Below are 24,267 nucleotides of genomic sequence, written 5' to 3' on the forward strand. Positions count from 1 at the left end.
AGCCCGGCCTTGGCAATTGCTTTCGGGGCCAGACTATAGAGGGGGCAGTCGGATGACCAAGAGAGCGAAGATCATCTCCTACGCCGTGGTTCTGGTGGTTCTCGCCTTCTCCAGCTGGCGGCTCATATTGCTTGTCACAACCGGCCGATGGAAAGGCAGGTTCACTAGCTGGAGGACATGCGAGGCCTTTTGGTGCTATTCGACTGGCATTTTGCTCTGGGCGGGCTCGGTCGCGTTCTGTATCTTTGTGCTCTACCTGCTGCGCCACCATGAGAAATACGTTGCGAAGCTCTATCACCAATACCGTGAATTCAAAGAAACCTTCGACAAGCATTCGGAGCGCGGACGCCGCCGCTAGGGGAACCGGGAAAGCGTTGAGCTACTGAAGACTGCTTCTTCTTTAACCAATCCGAAATCGGCCGTTCCGCTTTCCACCAATCTCGGCCATTGGCGGGAAAGCCCAGCTGACTTTCGCCTTGCCCTAACTTCCCCCGTCAGATCGCCTCCTTGACCCGCGCCGACAGAAAGTCCGGCAGGTCGGCAACAGAATCGAGAACGACATCGGCGATCGAGGACAGCGATTCACGCGTGCCGGTGCCGGAGAGCACGCCGACCGCCAGGCCGCAGCCGCCGGCACGCGCCATCTCCAGGTCGTGGCGGTTGTCGCCGACCATGGCGATCTCTGACGGCCTCAGCCCGGTCNACATCGGTGACTGGAGTTCAGACGTGTGCTCTTCCGATCTCTTTTCGGCACCGGCGGTCGAATCGTTGGTGGCGACGCCGAGCCGGTAGGCACGCTTGTGCAGAGCCGTCAGCGCCGCGACGACGCCGGGCAAGGCCACCGCCATCGACGAGCCTTGCACCGAGGTGATCTCGTTGAAGCGGGCGACGGCCAGCATCTGGTCCTCGTCGGACAGGCGCGGGAACCACAGTTCGACGACATCCATATTGGTGCCCGAGGCGAAGATGGAATCCGGCTTGAAGCGCTTGGCGACAAAATCGAAGCCCGCCGCTGAAAGCAGCCTGTCGGCTTTCCAGCGATCGCCCTCGGCGGCATCCATGGCCATGAAATCGGCGATGCCGAGCCAGGTCGCGTTGAAATCGACAAGCGTGCCGTCCTTGTCGAACAAGATGCCCTTGATGTCGGCCGGATTTTTCATTGAGCCCCCCGCAGTTGCTGGATGCGCGCCACCAGCCCGGCCGTCGATGCGTCGCGCTTGGCGGCGCTCTCCTTGCCTTCCACGACTGGCAACAAGCCGGTCGCCAGCTCCTTGCCGAGCTCGACGCCCCATTGGTCGAAGGAATTGATGTTGAACAGAGTGCCTTCGACGAAGACGCGGTGCTCGTAAAGCGCGATCAGCCGGCCGAAGGTGCGCGGGTCGAGCTTGCGGTAGAGGATCGTCACCGAGGGGCGGTTGCCGGAGAAGACGCGGTGCGGGGCTATTCTGTCGACATCGGCCGGCTTCATGCCCTTGGCCAGCATCTGCGCGCGAGCCTCGTCCAGCGTGCGGCCCTTCATCAACGCTTCCGATTGGGCCAGGCAATTGGCAAGCAGTAGATCGTGCTGGTGCTTCAGATCCGGCTCATGGCCGACGGCAGCGGCAAGGAACTCGACCGGGATGAAATCGGTGCCCTGGTGCAGCAGCTGGAAGAAGGCGTGCTGGCCATTGGTGCCGGGCTCGCCCCAGACCAGCGGTCCGGTCGGCGTCGTCACCGGCGTGCCGTCGAGGGTGACGCCCTTGCCGTTCGATTCCATGTCGAGCTGCTGCAGATAGGCCGGCAGCCTGGAAAGGCGCTGGTCATAAGGGATGACCGCACGCGCCGGATAACCGCAGATCACGCGATGCCACCAGCCGACCAGCCCCAGCAGCGCCGGCAGGTTCTTCTGCAGGGGTGCGGTGCGGAAGTGCTCGTCCATCTCATGCGCGCCATCGAGGAAGGCGCGGAAGTTGCGCGGGCCGATGGCGATCATCACCGGCAGGCCGATGGCGCCCCACAGCGAATAGCGGCCGCCGACCCAGTCCCAGAAGCCGAACACGCGATCCGCTTCGATGCCGAACTTGGAAACCAGGTCGAGCGCGGTCGAGACGGCGGCGAAATGCTTGCCGACGGCTTCCTTGCCGAGCGCCTTCTGCACCCATTCGCGCGCCGTCTCGGCATTGGTCATCGTCTCGACCGTGGTGAAGGTCTTCGAGGCGATGATGAACAGGGTGGTTTCGGCCGACAGGCCCTTCAGCGTGTCGTGGATATGGGCGCCGTCGATGTTGGAGACGTAGTGCGCGCGCGGGCCGTCGTGATAGGGCGCCAGCGCCAGCGTCGCCATGGCCGGGCCGAGATCGGAGCCGCCAATGCCGATGTTGACGATGTCGGTGATTTTCTTGCCGGTGGCGCCGGCGGCCTTGCCGGAGCGAATGGCATCGGCGAAAGCGCCCATGGCGTCGAGCACGGACAGCACATCCGCCTTGACGTCCTGGCCGTCGACCGTGACGCCCTTGCCCGCGAGGTTGCGTAGCGCCGTGTGCAGCACGGCGCGGTCCTCGGTGATGTTGATCTTCTTGCCGGAAAACATTGCGGCCCGGCGACCTTCGAGATCGGCGGCGGCGGCGAGCTTCTCGAGCAGTTCCATCGTGCGCTGGTCGACCGCGCATTTCGACCAGTCGAGCAAAAGGTCGCCGTCGCTGGCCGAAAATGTCTCGAAGCGCTTGGGGTCGGCGGCAAAAGCCTCGCGCATCATGCCCGATGCCGCCGCGCGCGCAGCACGCAAGGCGACAAGCTGTTTGTCGAAGGAGGAATGATCCACTGCCGGCTCCTGATCGTTTTTTCACGACATCTTATCAGACCGGATGTTTCCGGCGCGTGTCGTCGGGGTGACGTTATCGAGCCGAATTCCGCATGTTTCAATGCGTGGGGATGACGCAGTGCAGCATAGTGCGACGTGATGGAGCTACGACGCTGCGCGTCGCGCTGGATGATGTGATGGGAGTAGCGACGACGCTACGCGTCGCGCTGGGGATAATGAGGCGCGACGACGCTGCGCGTCGCGCGGGCGTCCGCGCTGCGGGATGACGCAGCGTCACCCGGGGATGCGACGACGCTGCCCGTCGCGCATAGATCACTGGCATAAATCCCAGCGATCAGAAAAATTGATTGGCGCAACCCCTTGTGCCACGGTTACCTTCCGCTGGTCCAGCCAAGCAAAAAAGACTGGCCATCGAGGAAACACCTTCCATGCCACAGCGTAACGACACGGCCATATGGTCCGGCCTGTTCCGGATTTCGGCGGAATCGGGCCAGACCCTGCAGGCGCAGATCCGTCAGGCGATCGTCGCCGCCATTCTCGACCGGCAGATCGCCGCTTCGATGCCGCTTCCGTCCTGCCGCATCCTGGCTGAAAAACTCGGCGTCGCGCGCGGCACTGTGGTGCTGGCATTCCAGCAATTGGTCGATCAAGGTTTCCTGGTCGCGCGCGAACGGCGCGGCCATTTCGTCAATCCGGATGTGCTGGCCACCCCCGCCAAGCCGCACCAGAAGGCGCCGGACCAGCAGAACGAGATCGACTGGAAGGCACGCCGGCAGATAGCCGCCAGCGACATGCCGCCGCCGGCCAAGCACGACAACTGGATCAAGTCGTCCTACCCCTTCGTCTACGGCCAGTTCGACCCGGCGCTGTTCCCGACCGCCGAATGGCGTGAGTGCAACCGCATGGCGCTGGCCGTGCTCGAAATCCGCAACTGGGCCTCCGACATGGTCGATCGCGACGATCCGCTCTTGATCGAGCAGATCCAGGCGCGGCTGTTGCCGCGGCGCGGCATCTTCGCCAATCCGGACGAGATCATCGTCACGCTCGGCGCCCAGAACGCGCTCTATATGCTGGCGACACTGCTGATGACAAAGGGCTCCAAGGTCGCGATGGAAGACCCGGGATACCCCGACGCGCGCTCGATCTTCCGCCTGGCAGGCGCCGAGATCCAGCCGGTTCCGGTCGATCAGTCCGGCATCGTCACCTCGTCCATTCCCAACGATTCCGGCTTTGTCTTCGTCACCCCCAGCCACCACTGCCCGACCATGGTGCCGCTGTCTGCGGAGCGGCGGCAGGACCTTCTGGCGCGCGCCAACCGCCACAACCAGATCATCATCGAGGACGGCTATGACAGCCAGCTTCTCGACGAGGCGCCGCAGCAGGCGCTGAAGAGCCTCGATCGCTCGGGTCGCGTCGTCTATGTCGGCTCGATGTCGAAGACGCTGGCTCCGGGCCTGCGGCTTGGCTACATCGTCGCTTCGGCTGGACTAATCTCCGAGCTCAGGGCGCTGCGCCGCTTCATGCTCAGGCACCCGCCGGCCAACAACCAGCGCGCGGTCGCGCTGTTCCTGTCGCTCGGCCATCACGAGGCGCTGGTGCGGCGGCTGTCGTCGGCCTTCGACGAGCGGCGCAAGCGTCTGGTCCATGCGATTTCCGCATTCCTGCCGGAATGGCGCTCGACCGATTCGGCCGGCGGCACATCGCTCTGGCTGGAAGGCCCGCGCGGCACCGATTCACGTGGACTGGCCGAGGCCGCGGCGTCGCGCAGCGTCATCATCGAGCCCGGCGATCGTTTCTTCGATCGCACCGAAAAGCCCTCGCGTTTCATGCGCTTGGGCATTTCCTCGATCGCGCTGCAGCACATCGAGCCGGGTATTCGCGAGCTCGCGACTGCGGCCGGACGCAGGCCCGCGGCAGCCTGATTTGCCTGTGCCGGAGCTTTGAACAGCCCCGGCCCTTGGCGTGATCACCAACATTCTGCATTAGCTCTCTGGCATACTCGGCTGCGTTGACTGGCCCATAGGCTGGGCCAATGGCAACGGCATAGTCGGCTGACAGAGGGACGAAGCAAGCCGACGGGGACCAATCACCGCGCCGTGTTTCGCAAGCTAAAGGTGGAGTGCCCCCCATGTCAGTGGCTGTTGAGCAGCAGGATGCGGCTCTTAAGGATGCGGCTCCTAAAGATACATCAGCCGACCAGCGTACGCGACGATCCGGCGGGCGCGAAGCGCGCCGCGCCATGCGGGCCGCACCGCTTGCCGACGATATCCGGCCGGTGCGCGCCGGCCTCGAAGGCGGCAGCTACGGGCCGCTCAACCAGAACGACCAGGAGCGCATCCATGAAGCGGTGCTGACGCTGCTGGAGACCGTCGGCTTCGCCAATGCCATTCCCTCCTGCATCGAGGCGCTGACCGGGGTCGGCGCCGTCTATGGCGATGACGGCCGCATCCGTTTCCCACGTGGGCTTGTGATGGACACGATCAGACGAGCCGCGCGGAATTTTACGCTGCACGGCCAGGACCCCAGGCATGACATGCTGATCCAGGGCAAGCGCGTGCATTACGGCACGGCGGGTGCGGCGGTGCATCTGGTCGATGTCGAAAAGCGCGAATACCGCGAGTCGCTGGTGCAGGACATTTATGATGCCGCCCGCCTCGTCGAAGGGCTCGACAACATCCATTTCTTCCAGCGACCGATGGTGCCGCGCGACATTCCCGATCCGCTCGAAATGGACTTCAACACGCTCTACGCCTGCGTGATGGGCACCTCGAAGCATGTCGGCACCTCGTTCACGGTGCGCGAGAACGTGCAGCCGGCGCTGGAAATGCTTTATGCGATCGCCGGCAGCGAGGAGAACTTTCGCGCCCGGCCGTTCGTGTCGAACTCCAATTGCTTCGTCGTGCCGCCGATGAAGTTTGCCGAGGACGCCTGCGGCGTGCTCGAAGCCTGCGTCGAAGGCGGCATTCCGATCCTGCTTCTATCGGCCGGCCAGGCCGGCGCCACCGCTCCGGCGGCAATTGCCGGCGCTGTGGTGCAAGCGGTGGCCGAAGTGCTGGTCGGTCTCATCTATGTCAACGCCATCAAGCCGGGGCATCCGGCGATCTTCGGCACCTGGCCGTTCGTCTCCGACCTCAGGACCGGCGCCATGTCGGGCGGTTCGGCCGAGCAGGCCGTGCTGACTTCGGCCTGCGCGCAGATGGCGCAGTTCTACGATCTGCCGGGCGGTTCGGCCGCCGGCATGACGGATTCGAAACTGCCCGACATCCAGTCCGGCTATGAAAAGGGGATCACCGACGTGATGGCCGGTCTTGCCGGCCTCAATCTGGTCTATGAATCGGCAGGTATGCATGCCTCGCTGCTCGGCTTTTGCCTGGAGAGCCTGATCATAGACAATGACATGCTGGGCCACTGCCTGCGCTGCGTGCGCGGCATCGAAGTGACCGACGAAGCGCTGTCGATCGACACCATCACCGAAGTCTGCATGAATGGCCCAGGCCACTATCTCGGCAACGAGCAGACGCTGCGCCTGATGCAGACCGAGTATTTTTATCCGGCCGTCGGCGACCGCTTTTCGCCCAAGGAATGGAACGAGAAGGGCCGGCCCGACATCTTGCAGCGGGCGATCATCGAAAAGAAGCGCGTGCTTGCCGAGCGGTTCCCGCGCCATGTGCCGAAGCTGCTCGACGACAAATTGCGCGCCCGCTTCGGCGAGATGATCAAGCTGCCACGCAGCGGCATGGGCGGGTAAGCTTCACCTTACGTATGTCAATCCGCACTTAACCCAAAGCGCTCGACGACTTCGGCGCTGATCAGCTTGCCATGCAGCGCCATCAACACGATCTGGGCATCCAGGCTGTCGCCGGTTTCAAGCGCAGCCTCGATGCGGCGCTCAGCGTCCAGCCGCCGCTCCGGCCCATTGGCCTGCTCGAAGGTTTGTGGGCCTGCGATGCAATAGCCAAACAGCTGCGCCACGGACCGGTAGGCGTCCGGCGGCGGCTCGTCCGGCCAATAATCCTTCATCAAATTGACGATGGTGAGCTTTACCCCCTCAGGGACAAGCGCCGGATGCAGATCGGCGCCGCGCAGCGCGGTGTCGAGTTCCCGCAAATCGCCGGAGCGACCGAACATGCCGAGGAAACCGATTGAAGAGCGCCGCTTCGTCATTGATGGGTGTTATCCCCTTGTGCAGGACCTATCGAGACGACGTATCTGTAGACTTGGCCCAATCGATACAAGAGCGTTGCGATGAGAAAAGGCGGCCTGCCCGATGGCAAGCCGCCTTCGATTTCACCAAGCTTGCAACGCTCAGTGGTTGTCCCTCGGCACGCCGCTGGTGTGCGCGACGTCCTGGTATTTCACCGCCGGCTTCAGCACCATGCCCTCCGAGAACTGGTCGACCATGGAGCGCTGGATCTCCTGCCATGGCGTCTGATGCTTGGGATAATGATAGCCGCCATCGACCTGCAGTTCGGCACGGCGGCGCGTGATTTCCTCGTCGGTGACGAGGATGTTGGCAGTGCCTTTCCGTAAATCGATGCGCACACGGTCGCCGGTCTTGAGCAGCGCCAGGCCGCCGCCAATGGCGGCCTCCGGCGAAGCGTTGAGGATAGACGGCGAGCCGGATGTGCCCGACTGGCGGCCATCGCCGATGCAGGCCAGCGCGTGAATGCCCTTCTTGATGAGATAGGCCGGCGGCTGCATGTTGACGACCTCGGCGCCGCCGGGATAGCCGATTGGGCCGGCGCCGCGCATGAACAGGATGGTGTGCTCGTCGATGCCTTGCGCCGGATCGTCGATGCGGGCGTGGTAGTCCTCGGGACCATCGAAGACCATGGCGTTGCCCTCGAAGGCTTCCGGGTCGTTCGGGTTGGAGAGATAGCGTTCGCGGAATTCCGGCGAGATGCCGCTCATCTTCATGATTGCGGAATCGAACAGATTGCCGCTGAGATTAATGAAGCCGGCATTGGCCTTCAGCGGCTCGGCGACGGTGCGGATGACGTCGGTGTTCTCGTTGGCCACATCCTTGCAATTGTCGCCGATCGATTTCCCGTTGACGGTCATCGCTTCGGGATAAGGCAGCAGCTTGGCCTTCATCAGTTCGGCCACCACAGCCGGCACGCCGCCGGCATGGTGATAGTCCTCGCCGAGATATTCGCCCGATGGCTGCAGATTGACGATGAGCGGCACATGGAGGCCGACCGTCTGCCAGTCGTCATTGGTGAGTGGCACGCCGAGATGGCGGGCAATCGCGTTGAGGTGGATCGGCGCGTTGGTCGAGCCGCCTATCGCCGAATTGACGACAATGGCGTTCTCGAAGGCCTTGCGCGTCATGATGTCGGACGGCTTCAGATCCTCATGCACCATCTCGACGATGCGCTTGCCCGTCTCATAGGAGATCTGGCCGCGCTCGCGATAGGGCGCCGGGATGGCAGCCGAGCCCGGCAATTGCATGCCGAGCGCCTCGGCCAGCGAGTTCATCGTGGTGGCGGTGCCCATGGTGTTGCAATAGCCGGTCGACGGCGCCGATGAGGCGACGATGTCCATGAACTCGTCATAGTCGATCTCGCCGGCCGAGAGGCGCTGGCGCGACTCCCAGACGATGGTGCCCGATCCCGTGCGCTTGCCCTTGTGCCAGCCATTGAGCATCGGTCCGACCGAAAGTGCTATGGCCGGAATATTGACGGTGGCCGCCGCCATCAGCAGCGCCGGCGTGGTTTTGTCGCAGCCGATGGTCAGCACGACGCCGTCGAGCGGATAGCCGTAAAGCACTTCGACCAGGCCGAGATAGGCAAGGTTGCGGTCGAGTGCCGCGGTCGGGCGCTTGCCGGTCTCCTGGATCGGATGGCACGGGAATTCGAAGGGGATGCCGCCCATCGAGACGATGCCTTCGCGCACGCGCTTGGCGAGCTCGATATGGTGGCGGTTGCATGGCGACAGATCCGAGCCGGTCTGGGCGATGCCGATCAGCGGCTTGCCCGACATTAGCTCGGCCCGCGTCAGGCCGTAGTTCAGGTAGCGCTCGAGGTAAAGCGCGGTCATGCCTGGATTGTCGGGATTGTCGAACCACTCCTGCGAGCGAAACTTCTTCTTTCCGGTGGGGGCGCCTGCCATCATGGTCTCCGTATTTGTAAGACAAATCGATATGGCAACGCGCGGAAGCAGGCAAGAGGGCGCACCGTCGCAACCGGACTTTGGTGCGATAGACACAGACCAGACCGTGCGTTAGGCCTTCGAAGTCTGTCCGGGAGGTATCGATGGCTTTGGTGATCGAAGGCGAGGAACGCATTGCCGCCCCCCTGCAGAAAGTGTGGGAAGCGCTGAACGATCCGAAGGTTTTGCAGGCGACCATTCCCGGCTGCCAGAACCTGGAGATGAAATCGCCGACCGAAATGGCAGCGACGGTGGTCCTGAAGATCGGACCGATCAAGGCGACATTCAACGGCGAGGTGACGCTGAAGAACCTGAAGCCGCCGCACTCCTACACCATCCAGGGCGAGGGCAAGGGCGGTATTGCCGGCTTCGCCAAGGGTGGCGCCGACGTGACGCTGACGGCGGACGGGCCGGATGCGACGGTCCTCAAATACGCGGCCAAAGCCGAAGTCGGCGGCAAGATCGCCCAACTCGGCAGCCGGCTCATCGAATCGACTTCGAAGAAGCTGGCCTTGCAGTTCTTTTCAAGCTTTGGCGAGAAGGTGGGTTCCCCTCCCCCTTGAGGGGAGGTGCCTCGTGAAGCGAGGCGGGTGGGGTCGCCTCAACTGCCTCAACGTGAGTTGAGCTGCCTCGACTTGTAAAGAAATAGCGTCGAGCGTGTCACCGCGGACCCCACCCGGCCCTTCGGGCCACCCTCCCCTCAAGGGGGAGGGATATCCGAGCTACTCGAACACGATGTTCGGCACCGCCGCTTCGGCCGCGCCGCGTTCTTCGTTGACCCGGTCCCAGACCTTCGAAGCAATGCCGCGATAGATCTTCGCCTCGGCGCTGTCTGGCTTCGACGCCACCACCGGAGCACCTTCATCAGAACTTTCGCGAATGCCCATTTCCAGCGGCACTTCGCCGAGGAAGGTCACGCCGAGTCGCTCGGCCTCGCGCCGCGCCCCGCCATGGCCAAAGATGTCGTAGCGCTTGCCGGTATCGGGGGCTATGAAATAGCTCATGTTCTCCACGATGCCGAGCAGCGGCACGTCGACCTTCTTGAACATATTCAATCCTTTGCGGGCGTCGATCAGCGCCAGGTCCTGCGGCGTCGAGACGATGACGGCGCCGGCCAGCGGCACCTGCTGGGCCATGGTCAGCTGGGCGTCGCCGGTGCCGGGCGGCATGTCGACGACGAGCACGTCGAGGCGGCCCCATTCGACCTCGCGCAGCATCTGCGTCAGCGCCGACATCACCATCGGACCGCGCCAGATCATCGGCGTCTCCTCGTCGACGAGGAAGCCCATCGACATCACCTTAAGGCCGTAATTCTCCATCGGTTTCAGGATCTTGCCGTCGACGGTCTGCGGCCGGCCATGGATGTTGAGCAGCCTGGGCATGGACGGGCCATAAATATCGGCATCGAGCACGCCGACACGCAAACCGTTGGCGGCGAGGCCAAGCGCGATGTTGACAGCGGTGGTCGACTTGCCGACGCCGCCCTTGCCGGACGCCACCGCGATGATCGCCTCGATGCCGGGCACGCCGCGCTTGCCCGAGCTTTGCGAGGCCGGGGCGTGCGGGGCTGGAGAGTGTGGAGCTGGGCGCGGCGCGGCNACGCCGCGCTTGCCCGAGCTTTGCGAGGCCGGGGCGTGCGGGGCTGGAGAGTGTGGAGCTGGGCGCGGCGCGGCGGGCGCGGCCGTCGGTGCCGGCCTGGGCGCGGGGCGCGACGCAACCGGAGCCTCCATGCCGCCGCCCTTCTTCTCCGCCGTCAGCGCGACGACGGCGCCGGCGACACCAGGGATCGCCTTGACGACACGCTCGGCTGCAGCGCGCAGCGGCTCCATCTCCTGTGCGCGGGCGGCGGGAACGGTGATCGAGAAAAACACTTTCGAATCGGCGATGAAAATCTCCGAAACCATGCCGAGGTCGACGATGTTGCCGGTGAAGTCCGGCCCGTTGACCGTCTTCAGACGCTCGGTGACGATTTCCTTGGTGACGGACATGCATTATTCCCTAAGGCGTTTGGCTGCGGCTCAGATAGTGCAGATTGGCAGCGACTCCAAGCACCACGGTGTCCGCCTCACCCTGCCAGGCCAACCGCAAGGTAGGTGAGCGCCGAAATTGCAGCCGTGGCCGGCAAGGTGACGATCCAGGCGATGACGATGTTGCCGGCAATGCCCCAGCGCACGGCCGAGACGCGACGGGCAGCGCCGACACCGATGATGGCCCCGGTGATCGTATGGGTGGTCGACACGGGGACGCCAAGCCAGGTGGCGGCAAACAGGGTGATGGCGCCGCCGGTCTCGGCGCAGAAGCCCTGCATCGGGTTCAACCGGGTGATCTTCGAGCCCATCGTGTGGACGATGCGCCAGCCGCCGAACAAAGTGCCGAGCGCCAGTGCTGTCTGACAGGTGAGGACGACCCACAGCGGCACGTAGAACGTCCCGCCGAGCATACCTTGCGAATAGAGCAGCACGGCGATGATGCCCATGGTTTTCTGGGCGTCGTTGCCGCCGTGCCCTAGCGAATAAAGCGAGGCCGAAAAGAACTGCATGACGCGGAAAGTGCTGTCGACGGCGAACGGTGTCTGGCGCACGAACAGCCAGGAAACGGCCAGGATGAGGACCAGCGCCAGAACAAACCCTGTCGCCGGCGACACGACGATTGCGGCGACCGTCTTGCCAAGCCCGGTCCAGACGATGGCGCCGGGCCCAGCCTTTGCAACGCCGGCGCCGACAAGCCCGCCGATCAGGGCATGCGAACTGCTGGACGGGATGCCGGCAATCCAGGTGACGATGTTCCAGACGATGGCGCCGACGAGCGCCGAGAAGATCACCGCCGGCGTGACGATGCTGACGTCGACGATACCTTTTCCCACGGTTTCAGCCACGTGAAGGCCGAAGAACATGAAGGCGATGAAATTGAAGAAAGCCGCCCACAGGACCGCATATTGCGGTCTCAGCACGCGGGTGGAGACGATGGTGGCGATGGAGTTCGCTGCATCGTGCAGGCCGTTGAGAAAATCGAAAAACAGCGCGACGGCGACAAGGCCGATCAGCACGGGAAAGGCGATGGTGGCTTCCATTGCCTAAACGTTCTCGATGACGATGCCGCTGATCTCGTTGGCGACGTCCTCAAAGCGGTCGACCACCTTCTCCAGCTGGCCGTAGATCTCCGAGCCGATCAGGTAGGCCATCGGATCGCTGCGGCCATGCCGCTTGAACAGGTCCTTCAATCCCTGCTCATGCAGATCGTCGGCGCGGCTTTCGACGCGCATCACCTCTTCGGCGATGGCGTTGAGGCGTACCGTGTGCGTGCCGACCTTGCTGAGCAGCGGGATCGCTTCGGCAACCAGCCTGGAGGCGGCAACGATGACGCCACCCATCTCCTGCATCAGCGGGTCGAATTCCTTCTTTTCGAACAGCTTCACCGTCTTGACGGTCTTGTGCATCATGTCGATGGCGTCATCCATTGACTGGATCAGGTCCTTGATGTCGCCGCGATCGAAAGGCGTGATGAAGGAACGCCGCACCGCCAGCAGGACTTCGGCCGTGATATGATCGGCCTCGTCCTCGAGATCGATGATCTTCTGGCACCAGCGATCGATGTCCTTGCCCTGCAGAAGCTGCTCCAGCGCCTCGGCGCCGCCGACCACGGTGCGGGAATGCCGTTCAAAGAGGTCGAAGAAGCGATCTTCGCGCGGCAAAAGCTTGCGGAACCAGCCCAGCATGTCCGATCTCCTCGTATTCCATCCAACCACATAGCGCCGTGTTCGGCCGGGGGAAACAGCCAGCCGGCCCAAAGATGTGGATGCATGGCCAATTGCGGGTAGAGCTTGCGGCGAAAGGCAATTTCCCCGACCTTGCGCGCAACGAACGGACGGATGGCATGATCGACAAGCTCGAATTCTTCATCGCGCTGGCCAAGGAGGAGCATTTCGGCCGGGCGGCGGAAGCGTGCGGCGTCACGCAGCCGACCTTGTCGGCCGGGATCAAGCAGCTGGAGGGCCAGCTCGGCGTCATGCTGGTCAATCGCGGTTCGCGCTTTCAGGGGCTGACGCCGGAAGGCAAGCAGGTGCTGGTGTGGGCGCGTCGCATCGTCGGCGATTCCAGGACCATGCGCGAAGAGATGCGGGCGGCGCGACATGGCCTGTCCGGGCGTATCCGTATTGCCGCCATCCCAACCGCCCTCGCCATGGTGGCGCGGCTGACGACGCCATTTCGCGAGAAGCATCCGGGCGTCACCTTCTCTATCCTGTCGCGCACCTCGATCGAGGTGTTGTCGCTGCTCGGCAATTTCGACGTCGATGCCGGCATCACCTATCTCGACAACGAGCCTCTCGGACGGGTGACCAGCGTGCCGCTCTATGACGAGCGCTACCAGCTGATCACGGCGGTCGGAAATCCCTATTCGGATCGCGACAAAGTGACATGGGCCGAAATCAGCCAGCTGCCGCTCTGCTTGTTGACGCCGGACATGCAGAACCGCCGCATCATCGACCAGCATCTGGCCGAGGCCGGCGTGCAGGTGCGGCCGACACTGGAATCCAACTCGATGATCGTGCTGTTCTCCCACATACGGACAGGCAAATGGTCGTCGATCATGCCGCTCAACCTGGCGGAAACATTCGGTTTTTCCGAGCCGATCCGGGCCATTCCGATCGTCGAACCGGATGCCAGCCACACGGTCGGGCTGGTCGCCGCGCCGCGCGAACCGCACACGCCGCTGGTGCAGGCGCTGCTGGACGAGGCGATGGCGCTGGCAGACGATTTCCGCGCCAATCGCTGAGCTAGTCATAACTGGTCAATCGGCGCGATAGAAATTTTCTATCGTGCAACGAAACCGCTTTATTGATTTCAGAGGTTTTCTCTGATTTCTTAAGCACTTAGCGATTAAGCGGCGTAGGCATGTCGTTGTTCCAAAACCGCTTCATGCCTTTGGACGATTATATGCATCGATCGCTACGATAGGGAGGGCGCTGCGTGACGATGCAGCCTGCAAGTACCGAGATACAGTCGCGCACGGCGGCGATCATCCAGGAGTTGAAGGGCCTCGAAGGCCCCCTGCTGCCGATCCTGCACGAGATCCAGGAAGAATTTGGCCACGTGCCGCAGGACGCCGTGCCCGTCATCGCCGATGGGCTGAACCTGTCGAGGGCCGAAGTGCATGGCGTCGTGACCTTCTATCATGATTTCCGTGCCCGGCCGGCTGGCCGGCATGTGCTCAAGCTCTGCCAGGCGGAAGCCTGCCAGTCGATGGGTTCGGATGCGATCGCCGCAAAGGTCAAGCAGTTGTTGGGCATCGATTTCCATGAGACCACCCGCGACGGATCGGTTACACTTGAGCCTGTCTATTGCCTCGGTCTGTGCGCCTGTTCACCGTCGGCGATGCTGGATGGTGAGGTGATCGGGCGGCTCGATGACGAGAAGATCGAAGAGATCGTCGGGGAGGTACGCTCATGATCCCGCGCATCTACATTCCAGGTGACTCCGGCGCGCTGGCGCTCGGCGCCGAAAAGGTCGCCAAGGCTGTTCGTGCGGAACTGGCTGAACGGGGCGTCGAGGCCAAGATCGTCCGCAACGGCTCGCGCGGCGCCTATTTCCTCGAACCGATGGTCGAGGTCGCGACCGAAAAGGGCCGCGTCGCTTACGGGCCGGTCAAGCCATCGGACGTCAAGAGCCTGTTCGACAGCGGCTTTCTCACTGGCGGCCATCACAAGCGCTGGCTGGGCGCGCCCGACAAGATCCCGTTCCTGGCCAAACAGACGCGCCTGACGTTCGCGCGTTGCGGCATCAACGACCCGCTATCGCTCGACGCCTACAAGTCACTGGGCGGGCTGAGGGGCCTGCAGAACGCGGTGGCCATGGCGCCGCTCGACATCGTCAAACAGGTCACGGAATCGGGCTTGCGCGGCCGCGGCGGCGCCGGCTTCCCGACCGGCATCAAGTGGAAGACGGTGCTCGATACGACATCTGACCGCAAATACATCGTCTGCAATGCCGACGAGGGCGACAGCGCCACCTTTGCCGACCGCATGATCATGGAGGGCGACCCCTTCGTGCTCATCGAAGGCATGACGATTGCCGGCATCGCCACCGGCGCGACCAAGGGGTTCGTCTATATCCGCTCGGAATATCCGCATGCGGTGGCTGTCATGAACAAGGCTGTCGAGGTCGCCCGCAAGGCAGGCGTGCTCGGCGTCAGCGTGCTGGGTTCGCCCAACGCCTTCGACATGGAAATCCGCGTCGGCGCCGGCGCCTATGTCTGCGGCGAGGAAACTTCGCTGCTGAACAGCCTTGAAGGCAAGCGCGGCGTGGTGCGAGCCAAGCCACCGCTGCCGGCAATCCAGGGTCTGTTCGGCAAGCCGACGGTGATCAACAACGTCATCAGCCTAGCCTCCGTGCCCATCATCATGGACAAGGGTGCTGCCTTCTACAAGGATTTCGGCATGGGCCGCTCGCGCGGCACGATCCCGATACAGATCGCCGGCAACGTCAAGTTCGGCGGCCTGTTCGAGGCGGCGTTCGGCATGACGCTGGGCGAGATCGTCGACGATATCGGCGGCGGTACGGCCACAGGTCGCCCGGTGAAGGCGGTGCAGGTCGGCGGCCCGCTCGGCGCCTATTTCCCGCGCGGCCTGTTCGACACGCCGTTCGACTACGAAGAGTTCGCGAAGCGCGACGGGCTGATCGGCCATGCCGGCATCACCGTGTTCGACGACACGGCCGACATGCTGAAGCAGGCGCGCTTTGCCATGGAGTTCTGCGCCATCGAAAGCTGCGGCAAGTGCACGCCCTGCCGCATCGGCTCGATACGCGGGGTGGAGACCATCGACCGGCTTGCCGCCGGCATCGAGCCGGAGAAGAACCTGGCACTGGTCACCGATCTCTGCAACACGATGAAGTTCGGATCGCTCTGCGCGCTGGGCGGCTTCACGCCCTATCCGGTGATGAGCTCGATCACCCATTTCCCCGAAGATTTCAAGCCCGCGCCGGCGCGCGTGGCTGCTGAATAGGAGCTGGCAGATGAATATCAAGGCCGACTTCCCGACACTCATCGAAGAACTCGATTACGGAACCCCGGAATCGAAGGCGCAAAAGCAGGTTACGCTGATCGTCGACGGCCGCAGCATCAGCGTGCCGGAGGGTACGTCGATCATGCGCGCGGCGATGGAAGGCGGGGTCGAGATCCCAAAACTCTGCGCCACGGACATGCTGGACTCGTTCGGCTCCTGCCGCGTCTGCCTGGTCGAGATCGACGGGCGCGGCGGCACGCCGGCATCCTGCACGACGCCCGTCGGCGAAGGCATGGTGGTGCGCACGCAATCCGAGCGGCTCGACGCCATCCGCCGCGGTGTCATGGAGCTTTACGTCTCCGACCACCCGACCGGCTGGAACGAGAAGGCCGGCACCGGCGCCAGCGAGTTCGACGTTGTGGCGAAATCGGTCGGCCTGACCGAGAACCGCTTCGGCATCGAGGGCCGCAACCACGTCAAGCAGGAAAACGGCGTCGCGCCCGGCCATGGCTCGCTGGCGGTCGACTACATCGCCCGCGACGAGTCCAACCCATATTTCACCTATGATCCGGCGCAATGTATCGTGTGCTCGCGCTGCGTGCGGGCCTGCGAGGAGGTGCAGGGCACCTTCGCGCTGACGATCGAGGGCCGCGGTTTCGAATCGCGCATGGTCGCCGGCATGCACGAGGATTTCATCGCCTCCGAATGCGTATCCTGCGGCGCCTGCGTGCAGGCCTGTCCGACCGATGCGCTGCGTGAAAAGACCGTGCTTGAGAAAGGCATGCCCGAGCGCTCCGCCGTCACCACCTGCGCCTATTGCGGCGTCGGCTGCTCGTTCAAGGCCGAAGTGAAGGACGACGAAGTCATTCGCATGATGCCCTACAAGGACGGCAAGGCGAACCACGGCCACTCCTGCGTGAAGGGCCGTTTCGCCTATGGATATGCCACCCACAAGGACCGCATCCTGTCGCCTATGATCCGGGAAAAGGTCAGCGATCCCTGGCGCGAGGTGAGCTGGGAAGAGGCCATCGCCCATACGGCCAAGGAATTCCGCCGTATCCAGTATCAATACGGCCGCACCTCGATCGGCGGTATCACGTCCTCGCGCTGCACGAATGAAGAGACCTATCTCGTCCAGAAGCTGGTGCGCCAAGGCTTCCGCAACAACAATGTCGACACTTGCGCGCGCGTCTGCCACTCGCCGACCGGCTACGGCCTCGGCCAGACCTATGGCACCTCGGCCGGCACGCAGGATTTCGATTCCGTCGATTTCACCGATGTCGCCGTCATCATCGGCGCCAATCCGGCTTCCGCGCACCCGGTGTTCGCCTCGCGGCTGAAAAAGCGGTTGCGCCAGGGCGCCAAGCTGATCGTGCTCGATCCGCGCCGCACCGAAATGGTCAAGTCGGCGCATATCGAGGCCGACTATCACCTGCCGCTGAAGCCGGGCACCAACGTGGCGGTGCTGACGGCGCTGGCGCATGTCATCGTTACCGAAGGGCTTTTCGACGAAGCCTTCATCCGCGATCGCTGCGACTGGGCGGAGTTCCAGGATTGGGCTTCTTTCGTCGCCTTGCCGGAAAACAGCCCCGAAATCGTGGGCAAGCTGTCCGGCGTCGATCCCGAACTGATCCGAGGTGCTGCGCGGCTCTATGCCAAGGGCGGCAATGGCGCGATTTATTACGGCCTCGGCGTGACCGAACACAGCCAGGGTTCGACCACGGTTATGGCTATCGCCAACCTTGCCATGGCGACGGGCAATATCGGCCGTCCCGGCGTCGGCGTGAACCCGCTGCGCGGCCAGAACAACGTGCAGGGTTCCTGCGACATGGGCTCGTTCCCGCATGAACTGCCGGGCTACCGCCACATCTCCGGCGAGGCGGTGCGCGACATCTATGAGACGTTGTGGGGGGTGAAGCTCGACGACGAACCGGGCCTGCGCATCCCCAACATGCTGGATGCCGCCGTCGACGGCTCCTTCAAGGGCATCTACATCCAGGGCGAGGACATCCTGCAGTCGGACCCTGATACCAAGCATGTCGCGGCCGGCCTGGCGGCGATGGAATGCGTCGTCGTGCACGACCTGTTCCTCAACGAGACAGCGAACTACGCGCATGTCTTCCTGCCGGGCTCGACCTTCCTGGAAAAGGACGGCACCTTCACCAATGCCGAGCGCCGCATCAACATGGTGCGCAAGGTGCTGGAGCCGAAGGCGCGCTATGCCGACTGGGAAGCGACACAGGAGCTTGCCCGCGCGATCGGGCTGGATTGGAACTACCAGCATCCCTCCGAAATCATGGACGAGATCGCCAAAACGACGCCAAGCTTCGCCGGTGTCTCCTTCGATCTGCTCGACCGTGTCGGATCGGTGCAATGGCCCTGCAACGAGAAGGCGCCGCTCGGCACGCCGATCATGCATATCGACGGCTTCGTGCGCGGCAAGGGCAAGTTCATCCGCACAGAATATGTGGCGACCGACGAGCGGACCGGGCCGCGTTTCCCGTTGCTGCTGACCACCGGTCGCATCCTCAGCCAGTACAATGTCGGTGCACAGACAAGGCGCACCGAAAACGTCATGTGGCACTCGGAGGACCGGCTGGAGATCCATCCGCACGATGCCGAGAACCGCGGCCTGCGCGATGGCGACTGGGTGCGGCTGACCAGCCGTTCGGGTGAGACGACGCTGCGTGCGCTGATCACCGACCGGGTGTCGCCAGGTGTGGTCTACACGACCTTCCACCATCCCGACACGCAGGCCAACGTCATCACCACCGACTTCTCGGACTGGGCGACCAACTGCCCGGAGTACAAGGTGACCGCGGTGCAGGTCGGCGCCTCCAACGGGCCTTCGGACTGGCAGCGCGATTATAACGAGCAGGCCGAGCAGAGCCGCCGCATCGCAAAGCTGGAAGCGGCGGAGTAGTCTTGCCACGGCGTTCGACAATAAGAGCTTCAATCTTGACGGTTGGTCGACCCCTACTCCGTCAGGAAGGACGCGAGCTTATGCCGAATGGCGCCTTTCTTCTCCCTCCGGAGGGGGGAGAGGTGGCGCCGCGAAGCGGCGACGGAGTGGGGGAAGCCGGCCCCGCAACACGCAGCCGTCGAAAGTCGCGCACAACCCAAAGAGCAGGCAAACCGGCCTATCTGGCGAGCAGTCGACCCCCACTCCGTCAAGCTTCGCTTGACACCTCTCCCCCGGTCGACGGGGGAGAGGAAAGGCGCGAGCCTCCACAGCTACTGCTAAGGACGGACAGGGCAGAGGGGCGCGCCTCGTGACCCGAAAACGCCAAGCCACCACCCAAATCTCTCGCCTTGCCCACCGCGCCAGCGGCACGACATCGGCCAACCGCATGGTGCCGGAGGAGACGCCGGTGGCGTTCTCCTTTGCCGGCACCACCCATGCGGTGATGATGGCGAGCCCGGCCGATTTCGAGGATTTCGCGCTCGGCTTCTCTCTGACCGAAGGCATCATAGCCTTGCCTGACGAAATCGATGCGATCGAGGTCGAGGACCATGGCGCCGGCATCGATATCCAGATCCGGCTGAAGGACCAGGCCAATACGCGCTTCGAGACGCGGCGCCGGCGCTTGGCCGGGCCGGTTGGCTGCGGGCTGTGCGGCATCGAATCGATTGAGGAAGCGATGCGCTCGGTCGACAAGGTTGGTGCGTCCAAGCTTACGCTTGAAGCCGACGATATCACCCGTTCGGTAAAGCTTTTGTCCAAGGTGCAGCCTCTGCATTCAGAAACCGGCGCCGTGCATGCAGCGGGCTTCTACATTCCCGGCAAAGGCATCGTCATGGCGCGCGAGGATGTCGGCCGGCACAATGCGCTGGACAAGCTGGCCGGCGCGCTGGCGAAGGCCGGCATTGACGGTGCATCGGGCGCGGTGGTGGTGACATCACGCGTCTCGGTGGAGATGGTGCAGAAGACGGCGGCGATCGGCTCGGCCTTCATCATCGCCGTCTCGGCGCCGACAGCGCTCGCCATCCGCACCGCTGATGAGGCCAGCATGACGCTGGTGGCGCTGGTGCGCGGCGACGATTTCGATGTTTTCACCCACCCGGAACGGGTGGTCTTGGGAGTTGCCCAGCATGTCGCATGACGAAGAACACATCACGAGCACCGGGGAAAAGCTGGTGCGCATGGCCAACCAGATCGCCGCCTTCTTCCATTCAAGGCCCCGCGAGGAAGGTGTGGCGGGCGTGGCCGAGCACATCAACAAGTTCTGGGAGCCCAGGATGCGCCGGCAGTTCTTCGAGATGCTGGACAGCGGCGGCGAAGGTTTTGACGAACTCGTCGTCGTGGCCTCGGCCAGGATCAAGCGGCCGAAGACCGAGGAGCAGGCCGATGTGAGCATCGGCTACGTCCAACCCACGGGTGCAGAGAGCGCCGCTCCCCAGAAATAGCCTCCCCCAGAAATGGCGGGCGAACACGGCTCGCCGCGGGCTATATTCCTGTCTTCTAAAGTTTGGCTGCCGCATCCGCCGGGCGTCTGCTATGGTCGGCGATCAGAAATCGTCTGGCCGGGCGGGATAGCAACGTGAGGCCGATCGAGACGCGATATGCCCTTAGCGGCGACGTGCGGATCGCCTATCAGGTGGTCGGCCAGGGATCGTTCGACCTGGTTTTCGTGCCCGGCTTCATCTCCAATCTCGACCTGCATTGGGAAGACGAGGGCTACGCCAGGCTCTTGAAACGGCTCTCGGCGTTCTCGCGGCTGATCCTGTTCGACAAGCGCGGCACCGGCCTGTCCGACCGCGTCGACCCACGCCACCTGCCCAGCCTCGAAACCCGCATGGACGATGTGCGCGCGGTGATGGATGCCACCGGCAGCGGCCGCGCGGCCTTGCTCGGCGCTTCGGAAGGCGCGCCGATGGCAATGTTGTTTGCCGCCACCTATCCGGAACGGACACGAGCGCTGGCGCTCTATGGCGGTTATGCGCATTTCCACAAATGGGTGATGTCGCCGGAGCGCCTCGAGGCCTTCATCGCGACGGCCGGCACGGAATGGGGCACGGGCGCCACACTGCCCAACTTCGCTCCCGGCCGGGTAGATGATGCGCATTTCACCCAGTGGTGGGCCCGCTTCGAGCGGCTGTCGGCCAGTCCGACGGCAGCGGCAGCCCTTGCCCGGATGAATGCCGGAATCGATGTGCGCGGCGTGCTTTCGGCGATCGGCGCACCGACACTGCTCATTCATCGCCGCAACGACGCGCGGGTCGACCCGGACGCCAGCCGCTTCCTGGCGAAAGAGATCGCCAATGCGCGATTGGTCGAGGTCCCCGGGCGCGACCACCCGATCTGGACCGGCGATGTCGACCGGGTGGCCGACCTGATCGAGGAATTCCTGACCGGCGAGCGTGCCGTGGCCGAAGCGGAGCGCGTGCTTGCCGCTCTTCTGGCGACACGCATCTACGACACGGCGCGGGTTGGCGACCGCATGTGGAGCGAACGTAGCGAGCGCTTCCAGGAGAGCTGGCAGCAGCTGGTCGGCCGTCATGGCGGACGCGTCGCCGGCATCCATGGCGAATTGATGATCTCGCGCTTCGACGGGCCGGCGCGGGCCATACGCTGCGCGGCGGCACTGCGCGATGCGGCGCAACATATGGGCATTGCAAGCGCCCAGGGCGCCCATGTCGGTGAGGTCGAAATGCGCGGGCCGCCGGTGGGGCTGATGGCACGGGTGACGATGCAGATCGCCGCCCATGCCGGGCGCGGCGATATTCTGGCGTCGCGGCTGGCCGCCGATCTGGCGGCGGGGTCCGGCCTGCATTTCATCGATGCCGGGCGTGTCACGGTGGATGAGCTGGACGAGCCGCTGGCGCTGGTCCAGGCAACGTCGGAACAGCACCTGGAGCCGGCCTGCCGCCCCAAGGCGAAACCCGCCGAGCCGGCTCAACTGACGGCGCGCGAAAGCGAGGTGGTGATCCTGATCGCCGACGGCAAGAGCAATGCCGCGATCGCCGCCGAGCTGAGGCTCAGCGAGCATACGGTCAAGCGTCATGTCGCCAACATATTGCTGAAGCTCGATTTGCCGTCACGGGCGGCGGCAGCGGCATTTTCCGCCAGGCAGGCTGGCCCGGACGGGCCATAGGGACCATGGCGCTTTCGGGCGAAGCGGCCAGGTGGGGTCGAGGCGTACCAATTCTCTCCATGCAGGCCAGGCGGATGTCGCCGGGAAAGGCACTGCGGATGGAGGATGCAATGCTGAAGTCAAACAGGTCGATCAAATCGCTGGTGATAGCGGCAGGCGTTGGCGCGCTGTTCACGATCGCTCCCGCCAGAGCCGAGGATGCCTCGGCGGCCGCCGCCTACAAGGACATCGAGGCGACGCTCGGCTCAGTGCCGGACATGTTCAAGACGCTGCCCGATGTCGCGGTTGCCGGCGCCTGGGCCGAGATCAAGGGTGTGCAGCTCAACCCCAAGACCGCGCTCGACGGCAAGACCAAGGAACTGCTGGGGCTGGCCGTCGCCTCGCAGATCCCCTGCCAGTACTGCATCTATTTCCACACCGAGGCCGCCAAGCTCAATGGCGCGACCGATGAGGAGATCAAGGAGGCGATCGCGATGGCGGCCATCGTGCGCCACTGGTCGACGATGCTCAACGGCAGCCAGGTCGATTTCGCGACCTTCAAACAACAGACCGACGGCGTGTTCGCAGCCGTCAAAGCCAAGTCGCAGTGAAAGAAAATGCCGGGCGGTGCGCCGGGCATTGCTTGTGATCATTCAACCGCCCGATCAACGGGCCATGGAGGACAAGATGCTGACCAAGACGCAGAGCGTGGACGGCGCGGCGATCAAGAAAGCGATCGAAGGACGGGACGGCAGGATGCTCGCCAGCTTCTATGCCGACGACGCACTGGTGCGGGTGATCGACCGCAACAATCCGCCGAGCAAGCCGCGCGAGATCCGCGGCCGGGCGGCGATCAGCACCTTCTGGGACGACATCTGCAGCCGGGCGATGACCCACAAGGTCGACACCACCATCGCCGATGGCGACAATCTCGCCTTCACCCAGGCCTGCGCCTATCCGGACGGAACGAAAGTGTTCTGCGCGGCGATGCTGGAGCTGAAGAATGGGCGGATTGCACGACAGACCGTCGTGCAGGCCTGGGACGAGTAGTTCCACCGCGGAAAGATCAACCGCGGTTTGGGCCGCAAAACTGGAGGAGACAAAATGTTCAGCGCCAGATGGCAGATCGACGCCAAGTTCGGGCACAAGCAGACCGTGCTCGACCTGTTGAAGAAATGGGAACGCGAGATCGGCTCNGATCGGCTCTCAGGTCGGCATTGCCGATCTCGAGTTCCAGATCATGACCGGTTCGGTCGGAGCTCGGGAAGCGACGGTCGAATCGCATCATCAGGTCGAAAGCCTTGCCCAGCTGGAGGGATTCTTCGCCAGGATCGGCAAGATCGACGCGCACGCCAAATGGGGCAAGGAGATGGAGCCCTACGTCGTTTCAGGCACCAGCCTTTGGAACATCTACCGCATCGTGGAGTAGCCGTGGCAGGTGCAGCAGTTTTCGGCCATCAGTTGCGGCGGCCGAAACTCGTCCGCTGCCCGGAAAACCGCCCTTCCCTGCCCGATCCGGCAGCCGCGACACGTGCCGGCTGATTGGGCAATGTGGCCTGCTTGGCCAGGGCCGCCGCTATCAAGGCGTCGGCCTGGCGCGCGCGCTGGTCCGCGCCGGCATCTCCGGCAGGGTTGCCCGCCACGGCGGAGGTCGACATCCGCCGGCGGGGTTTGAAAGCAAGATAGAGAAGCAACGCGCCGAGCAGTCCAGCCCCAATGACGATCGTCAAACGCGTGCCGGTCATGCCGGTGCGTTCGATCTGGGTGGGGTTGACGGGGTTCTGGACGACGGTGAGCTTGTCGCCGACCTGCGGTTCGCGGGCACCGTTCTTGTTCAGCTCCATCGTGGCCTCGACGGCGTCGGCGCCGGTGCCGACGCGCAAGGTGCCGGTGAATTTCTGGGTCACCTTCCACTCTTTGTCAGCATGAACCGTCTTGAACGCATCCACCAGTTCGCACGGGATCGTGGCGGTGCTGACGGTCTTGTAGACAATCTTGTGGGCGGTCGATTCCATGTCGCATTCGACATTGACCGCGAGGATTTCAGCAGGCGCCTCGGGCCAGCCGCTCTTCTTGATCATGTCCTTGCCGCCGAACACAGCGATCAGCAGACAGAAGCCGCCAATGAGTACCAGCTTGATCTTGGTCGTGTTCATGCGCAAACCCCTCGCCGCGCGGTTTCCCGGCAAGAGGCTGCTCGTTCAGGTTGAATATTCAGTAAATCGTGAACTCCCGCCGTACCG

20 protein-coding genes and 1 pseudogene are annotated in these 24,267 nt (G+C 63.8%); 14 read left to right on the plus strand and 7 right to left on the minus strand.

All coding sequences use genetic code 11. The features are described 5' to 3' along the window. The first annotated feature begins 52 nt into the window (after positions 1-52). Positions 53-358: a hypothetical protein gene (locus tag X757_RS155480; RefSeq protein ID WP_023725808.1), complete on the plus strand. Its 306-nt coding sequence runs from the start codon at positions 53-55 to the stop codon at positions 356-358. 798 nt (positions 359-1,156) lie between these two features. On the opposite strand, the gene pgi is transcribed toward X757_RS155480, so the two are convergent. Beyond that, positions 1,157-2,764 (minus strand): glucose-6-phosphate isomerase, encoded by a 1,608-nt coding sequence (gene pgi / locus X757_RS155470; RefSeq protein ID WP_245275052.1) that lies wholly within the window; start codon positions 2,762-2,764, stop codon positions 1,157-1,159. Between the two features lie 464 nt (positions 2,765-3,228). On the opposite strand from pgi, the gene X757_RS155465 reads away from it, so the two are divergent. Together X757_RS155465 and X757_RS155460 are read left to right on the plus strand one after the other, a co-directional pair. Next, entirely contained in the window at positions 3,229-4,722 is a 1,494-nt protein-coding gene (locus X757_RS155465; RefSeq protein WP_023669484.1) for a PLP-dependent aminotransferase family protein, read from the plus strand. Between the two features lie 206 nt (positions 4,723-4,928). Beyond that, complete coding sequence (locus tag X757_RS155460) at positions 4,929-6,548, plus strand: trimethylamine methyltransferase family protein (protein WP_023725812.1); 1,620 nt, start codon at positions 4,929-4,931, stop codon at positions 6,546-6,548. Between the two features lie 17 nt (positions 6,549-6,565). On the opposite strand, the gene X757_RS155455 is transcribed toward X757_RS155460, so the two are convergent. Both X757_RS155455 and X757_RS155450 read right to left on the minus strand, forming a co-directional pair. Next, positions 6,566-6,964, minus strand: a complete 399-nt coding sequence (locus tag X757_RS155455) for a hypothetical protein (protein ID WP_023725813.1) — start codon at positions 6,962-6,964, stop codon at positions 6,566-6,568. 141 nt (positions 6,965-7,105) lie between these two features. After that, positions 7,106-8,911, minus strand: a complete 1,806-nt coding sequence (locus X757_RS155450; RefSeq protein ID WP_023688786.1) for an IlvD/Edd family dehydratase — start codon at positions 8,909-8,911, stop codon at positions 7,106-7,108. 143 nt (positions 8,912-9,054) lie between these two features. Between X757_RS155450 and X757_RS155445 the strand changes: the two genes are divergently transcribed. Next, complete coding sequence (locus X757_RS155445) at positions 9,055-9,513, plus strand: carbon monoxide dehydrogenase subunit G (RefSeq protein WP_023725814.1); 459 nt, start codon at positions 9,055-9,057, stop codon at positions 9,511-9,513. A gap of 159 nt (positions 9,514-9,672) precedes the next feature. On the opposite strand, the gene X757_RS155440 is transcribed toward X757_RS155445, so the two are convergent. From X757_RS155440 to X757_RS155430, 3 genes are all read right to left on the minus strand, one after another. Then, positions 9,673-10,938 carry an Mrp/NBP35 family ATP-binding protein gene (locus X757_RS155440; RefSeq protein ID WP_023725815.1) on the minus strand — a complete coding sequence of 422 codons (1,266 nt, stop codon included), beginning with the start codon at positions 10,936-10,938 and terminating at the stop codon, positions 9,673-9,675. 77 nt (positions 10,939-11,015) lie between these two features. Then, positions 11,016-12,020: an inorganic phosphate transporter gene (locus X757_RS155435; protein ID WP_023703518.1), complete on the minus strand. Its 1,005-nt coding sequence runs from the start codon at positions 12,018-12,020 to the stop codon at positions 11,016-11,018. A 3-nt stretch (positions 12,021-12,023) separates the two neighbouring features. Next, entirely contained in the window at positions 12,024-12,665 is a 642-nt protein-coding gene (locus X757_RS155430) for a DUF47 domain-containing protein (RefSeq protein WP_023673429.1), read from the minus strand. Between the two features lie 158 nt (positions 12,666-12,823). Here X757_RS155430 and X757_RS155425 point away from each other — a divergent pair, with 158 nt between their 5' ends. From X757_RS155425 to X757_RS1000000169520, 10 genes and pseudogenes are all read left to right on the plus strand, one after another. Further along, positions 12,824-13,723, plus strand: coding sequence for a LysR family transcriptional regulator (locus X757_RS155425; protein WP_023688790.1), 900 nt, complete (start codon positions 12,824-12,826; stop codon positions 13,721-13,723). Positions 13,724-13,917: 194 nt separating this feature from the next. Continuing rightward, positions 13,918-14,397: a formate dehydrogenase subunit gamma gene (locus X757_RS155420; RefSeq protein WP_023688791.1), complete on the plus strand. Its 480-nt coding sequence runs from the start codon at positions 13,918-13,920 to the stop codon at positions 14,395-14,397. Continuing rightward, positions 14,394-15,950 (plus strand): NADH-quinone oxidoreductase subunit NuoF, encoded by a 1,557-nt coding sequence (locus tag X757_RS155415; protein WP_023703520.1) that lies wholly within the window; start codon positions 14,394-14,396, stop codon positions 15,948-15,950. Before X757_RS155420 ends, X757_RS155415 begins: the two co-directional genes overlap by 4 nt. 10 nt (positions 15,951-15,960) lie before the next feature. Next, the gene (gene fdhF, locus X757_RS155410) at positions 15,961-18,873 is read left to right on the plus strand and encodes a formate dehydrogenase subunit alpha (RefSeq protein WP_023673425.1); all 2,913 of its coding nucleotides are present in this window, start codon (positions 15,961-15,963) and stop codon (positions 18,871-18,873) included. A 349-nt stretch (positions 18,874-19,222) separates the two neighbouring features. Further along, positions 19,223-20,053: a formate dehydrogenase accessory sulfurtransferase FdhD gene (gene fdhD / locus X757_RS155405; RefSeq protein WP_023725816.1), complete on the plus strand. Its 831-nt coding sequence runs from the start codon at positions 19,223-19,225 to the stop codon at positions 20,051-20,053. Next, the gene (locus X757_RS155400) at positions 20,043-20,357 is read left to right on the plus strand and encodes a formate dehydrogenase subunit delta (RefSeq protein WP_023688796.1); all 315 of its coding nucleotides are present in this window, start codon (positions 20,043-20,045) and stop codon (positions 20,355-20,357) included. Before fdhD ends, X757_RS155400 begins: the two co-directional genes overlap by 11 nt. Before the next feature lie 134 nt (positions 20,358-20,491). Then, positions 20,492-22,045, plus strand: a complete 1,554-nt coding sequence (locus X757_RS155395; RefSeq protein WP_023673422.1) for an alpha/beta fold hydrolase — start codon at positions 20,492-20,494, stop codon at positions 22,043-22,045. 110 nt (positions 22,046-22,155) lie between these two features. Then, complete coding sequence (locus tag X757_RS155390; RefSeq protein WP_023688798.1) at positions 22,156-22,635, plus strand: carboxymuconolactone decarboxylase family protein; 480 nt, start codon at positions 22,156-22,158, stop codon at positions 22,633-22,635. Positions 22,636-22,711: 76 nt separating this feature from the next. Then, positions 22,712-23,074: a nuclear transport factor 2 family protein gene (locus tag X757_RS155385; RefSeq protein ID WP_023688799.1), complete on the plus strand. Its 363-nt coding sequence runs from the start codon at positions 22,712-22,714 to the stop codon at positions 23,072-23,074. Between the two features lie 54 nt (positions 23,075-23,128). Then, positions 23,129-23,453: pseudogene (locus X757_RS1000000169520) on the plus strand (hypothetical protein). A gap of 28 nt (positions 23,454-23,481) precedes the next feature. Here X757_RS1000000169520 and X757_RS155380 read toward each other — a convergent pair. Next, the gene (locus tag X757_RS155380) at positions 23,482-24,180 is read right to left on the minus strand and encodes a hypothetical protein (RefSeq protein WP_023698927.1); all 699 of its coding nucleotides are present in this window, start codon (positions 24,178-24,180) and stop codon (positions 23,482-23,484) included. Positions 24,181-24,267 lie beyond the last annotated feature (87 nt).

It is taken from the genome of Mesorhizobium sp. LSHC412B00 (genome assembly GCF_000503035.1).
GTDB lineage: Bacteria > Pseudomonadota > Alphaproteobacteria > Rhizobiales > Rhizobiaceae > Mesorhizobium.

Excerpts from the sequence above, each read along its gene's own strand:
- X757_RS155480 (WP_023725808.1), top strand. The coding sequence starts at position 53 with ATGACCAAGAGAGCGAAGATCATCTCCTACGCCGTGGTTCTGGTGGTT.
- X757_RS155465 (WP_023669484.1), top strand. The coding sequence starts at position 3,229 with ATGCCACAGCGTAACGACACGGCCATATGGTCCGGCCTGTTCCGGATT.
- X757_RS155460 (WP_023725812.1), top strand. The coding sequence starts at position 4,929 with ATGTCAGTGGCTGTTGAGCAGCAGGATGCGGCTCTTAAGGATGCGGCT.
- X757_RS155455 (WP_023725813.1), bottom strand. The coding sequence starts at position 6,964 with ATGACGAAGCGGCGCTCTTCAATCGGTTTCCTCGGCATGTTCGGTCGC.
- X757_RS155450 (WP_023688786.1), bottom strand. The coding sequence starts at position 8,911 with ATGGCAGGCGCCCCCACCGGAAAGAAGAAGTTTCGCTCGCAGGAGTGG.
- X757_RS155445 (WP_023725814.1), top strand. The coding sequence starts at position 9,055 with ATGGCTTTGGTGATCGAAGGCGAGGAACGCATTGCCGCCCCCCTGCAG.
- X757_RS155435 (WP_023703518.1), bottom strand. The coding sequence starts at position 12,020 with ATGGAAGCCACCATCGCCTTTCCCGTGCTGATCGGCCTTGTCGCCGTC.
- X757_RS155430 (WP_023673429.1), bottom strand. The coding sequence starts at position 12,665 with ATGCTGGGCTGGTTCCGCAAGCTTTTGCCGCGCGAAGATCGCTTCTTC.
- X757_RS155425 (WP_023688790.1), top strand. The coding sequence starts at position 12,824 with ATGATCGACAAGCTCGAATTCTTCATCGCGCTGGCCAAGGAGGAGCAT.
- X757_RS155415 (WP_023703520.1), top strand. The coding sequence starts at position 14,394 with ATGATCCCGCGCATCTACATTCCAGGTGACTCCGGCGCGCTGGCGCTC.
- fdhF (WP_023673425.1), top strand. The coding sequence starts at position 15,961 with ATGAATATCAAGGCCGACTTCCCGACACTCATCGAAGAACTCGATTAC.
- X757_RS155400 (WP_023688796.1), top strand. The coding sequence starts at position 20,043 with ATGTCGCATGACGAAGAACACATCACGAGCACCGGGGAAAAGCTGGTG.
- X757_RS155390 (WP_023688798.1), top strand. The coding sequence starts at position 22,156 with ATGCTGAAGTCAAACAGGTCGATCAAATCGCTGGTGATAGCGGCAGGC.
- X757_RS155385 (WP_023688799.1), top strand. The coding sequence starts at position 22,712 with ATGCTGACCAAGACGCAGAGCGTGGACGGCGCGGCGATCAAGAAAGCG.
- X757_RS155380 (WP_023698927.1), bottom strand. The coding sequence starts at position 24,180 with ATGAACACGACCAAGATCAAGCTGGTACTCATTGGCGGCTTCTGTCTG.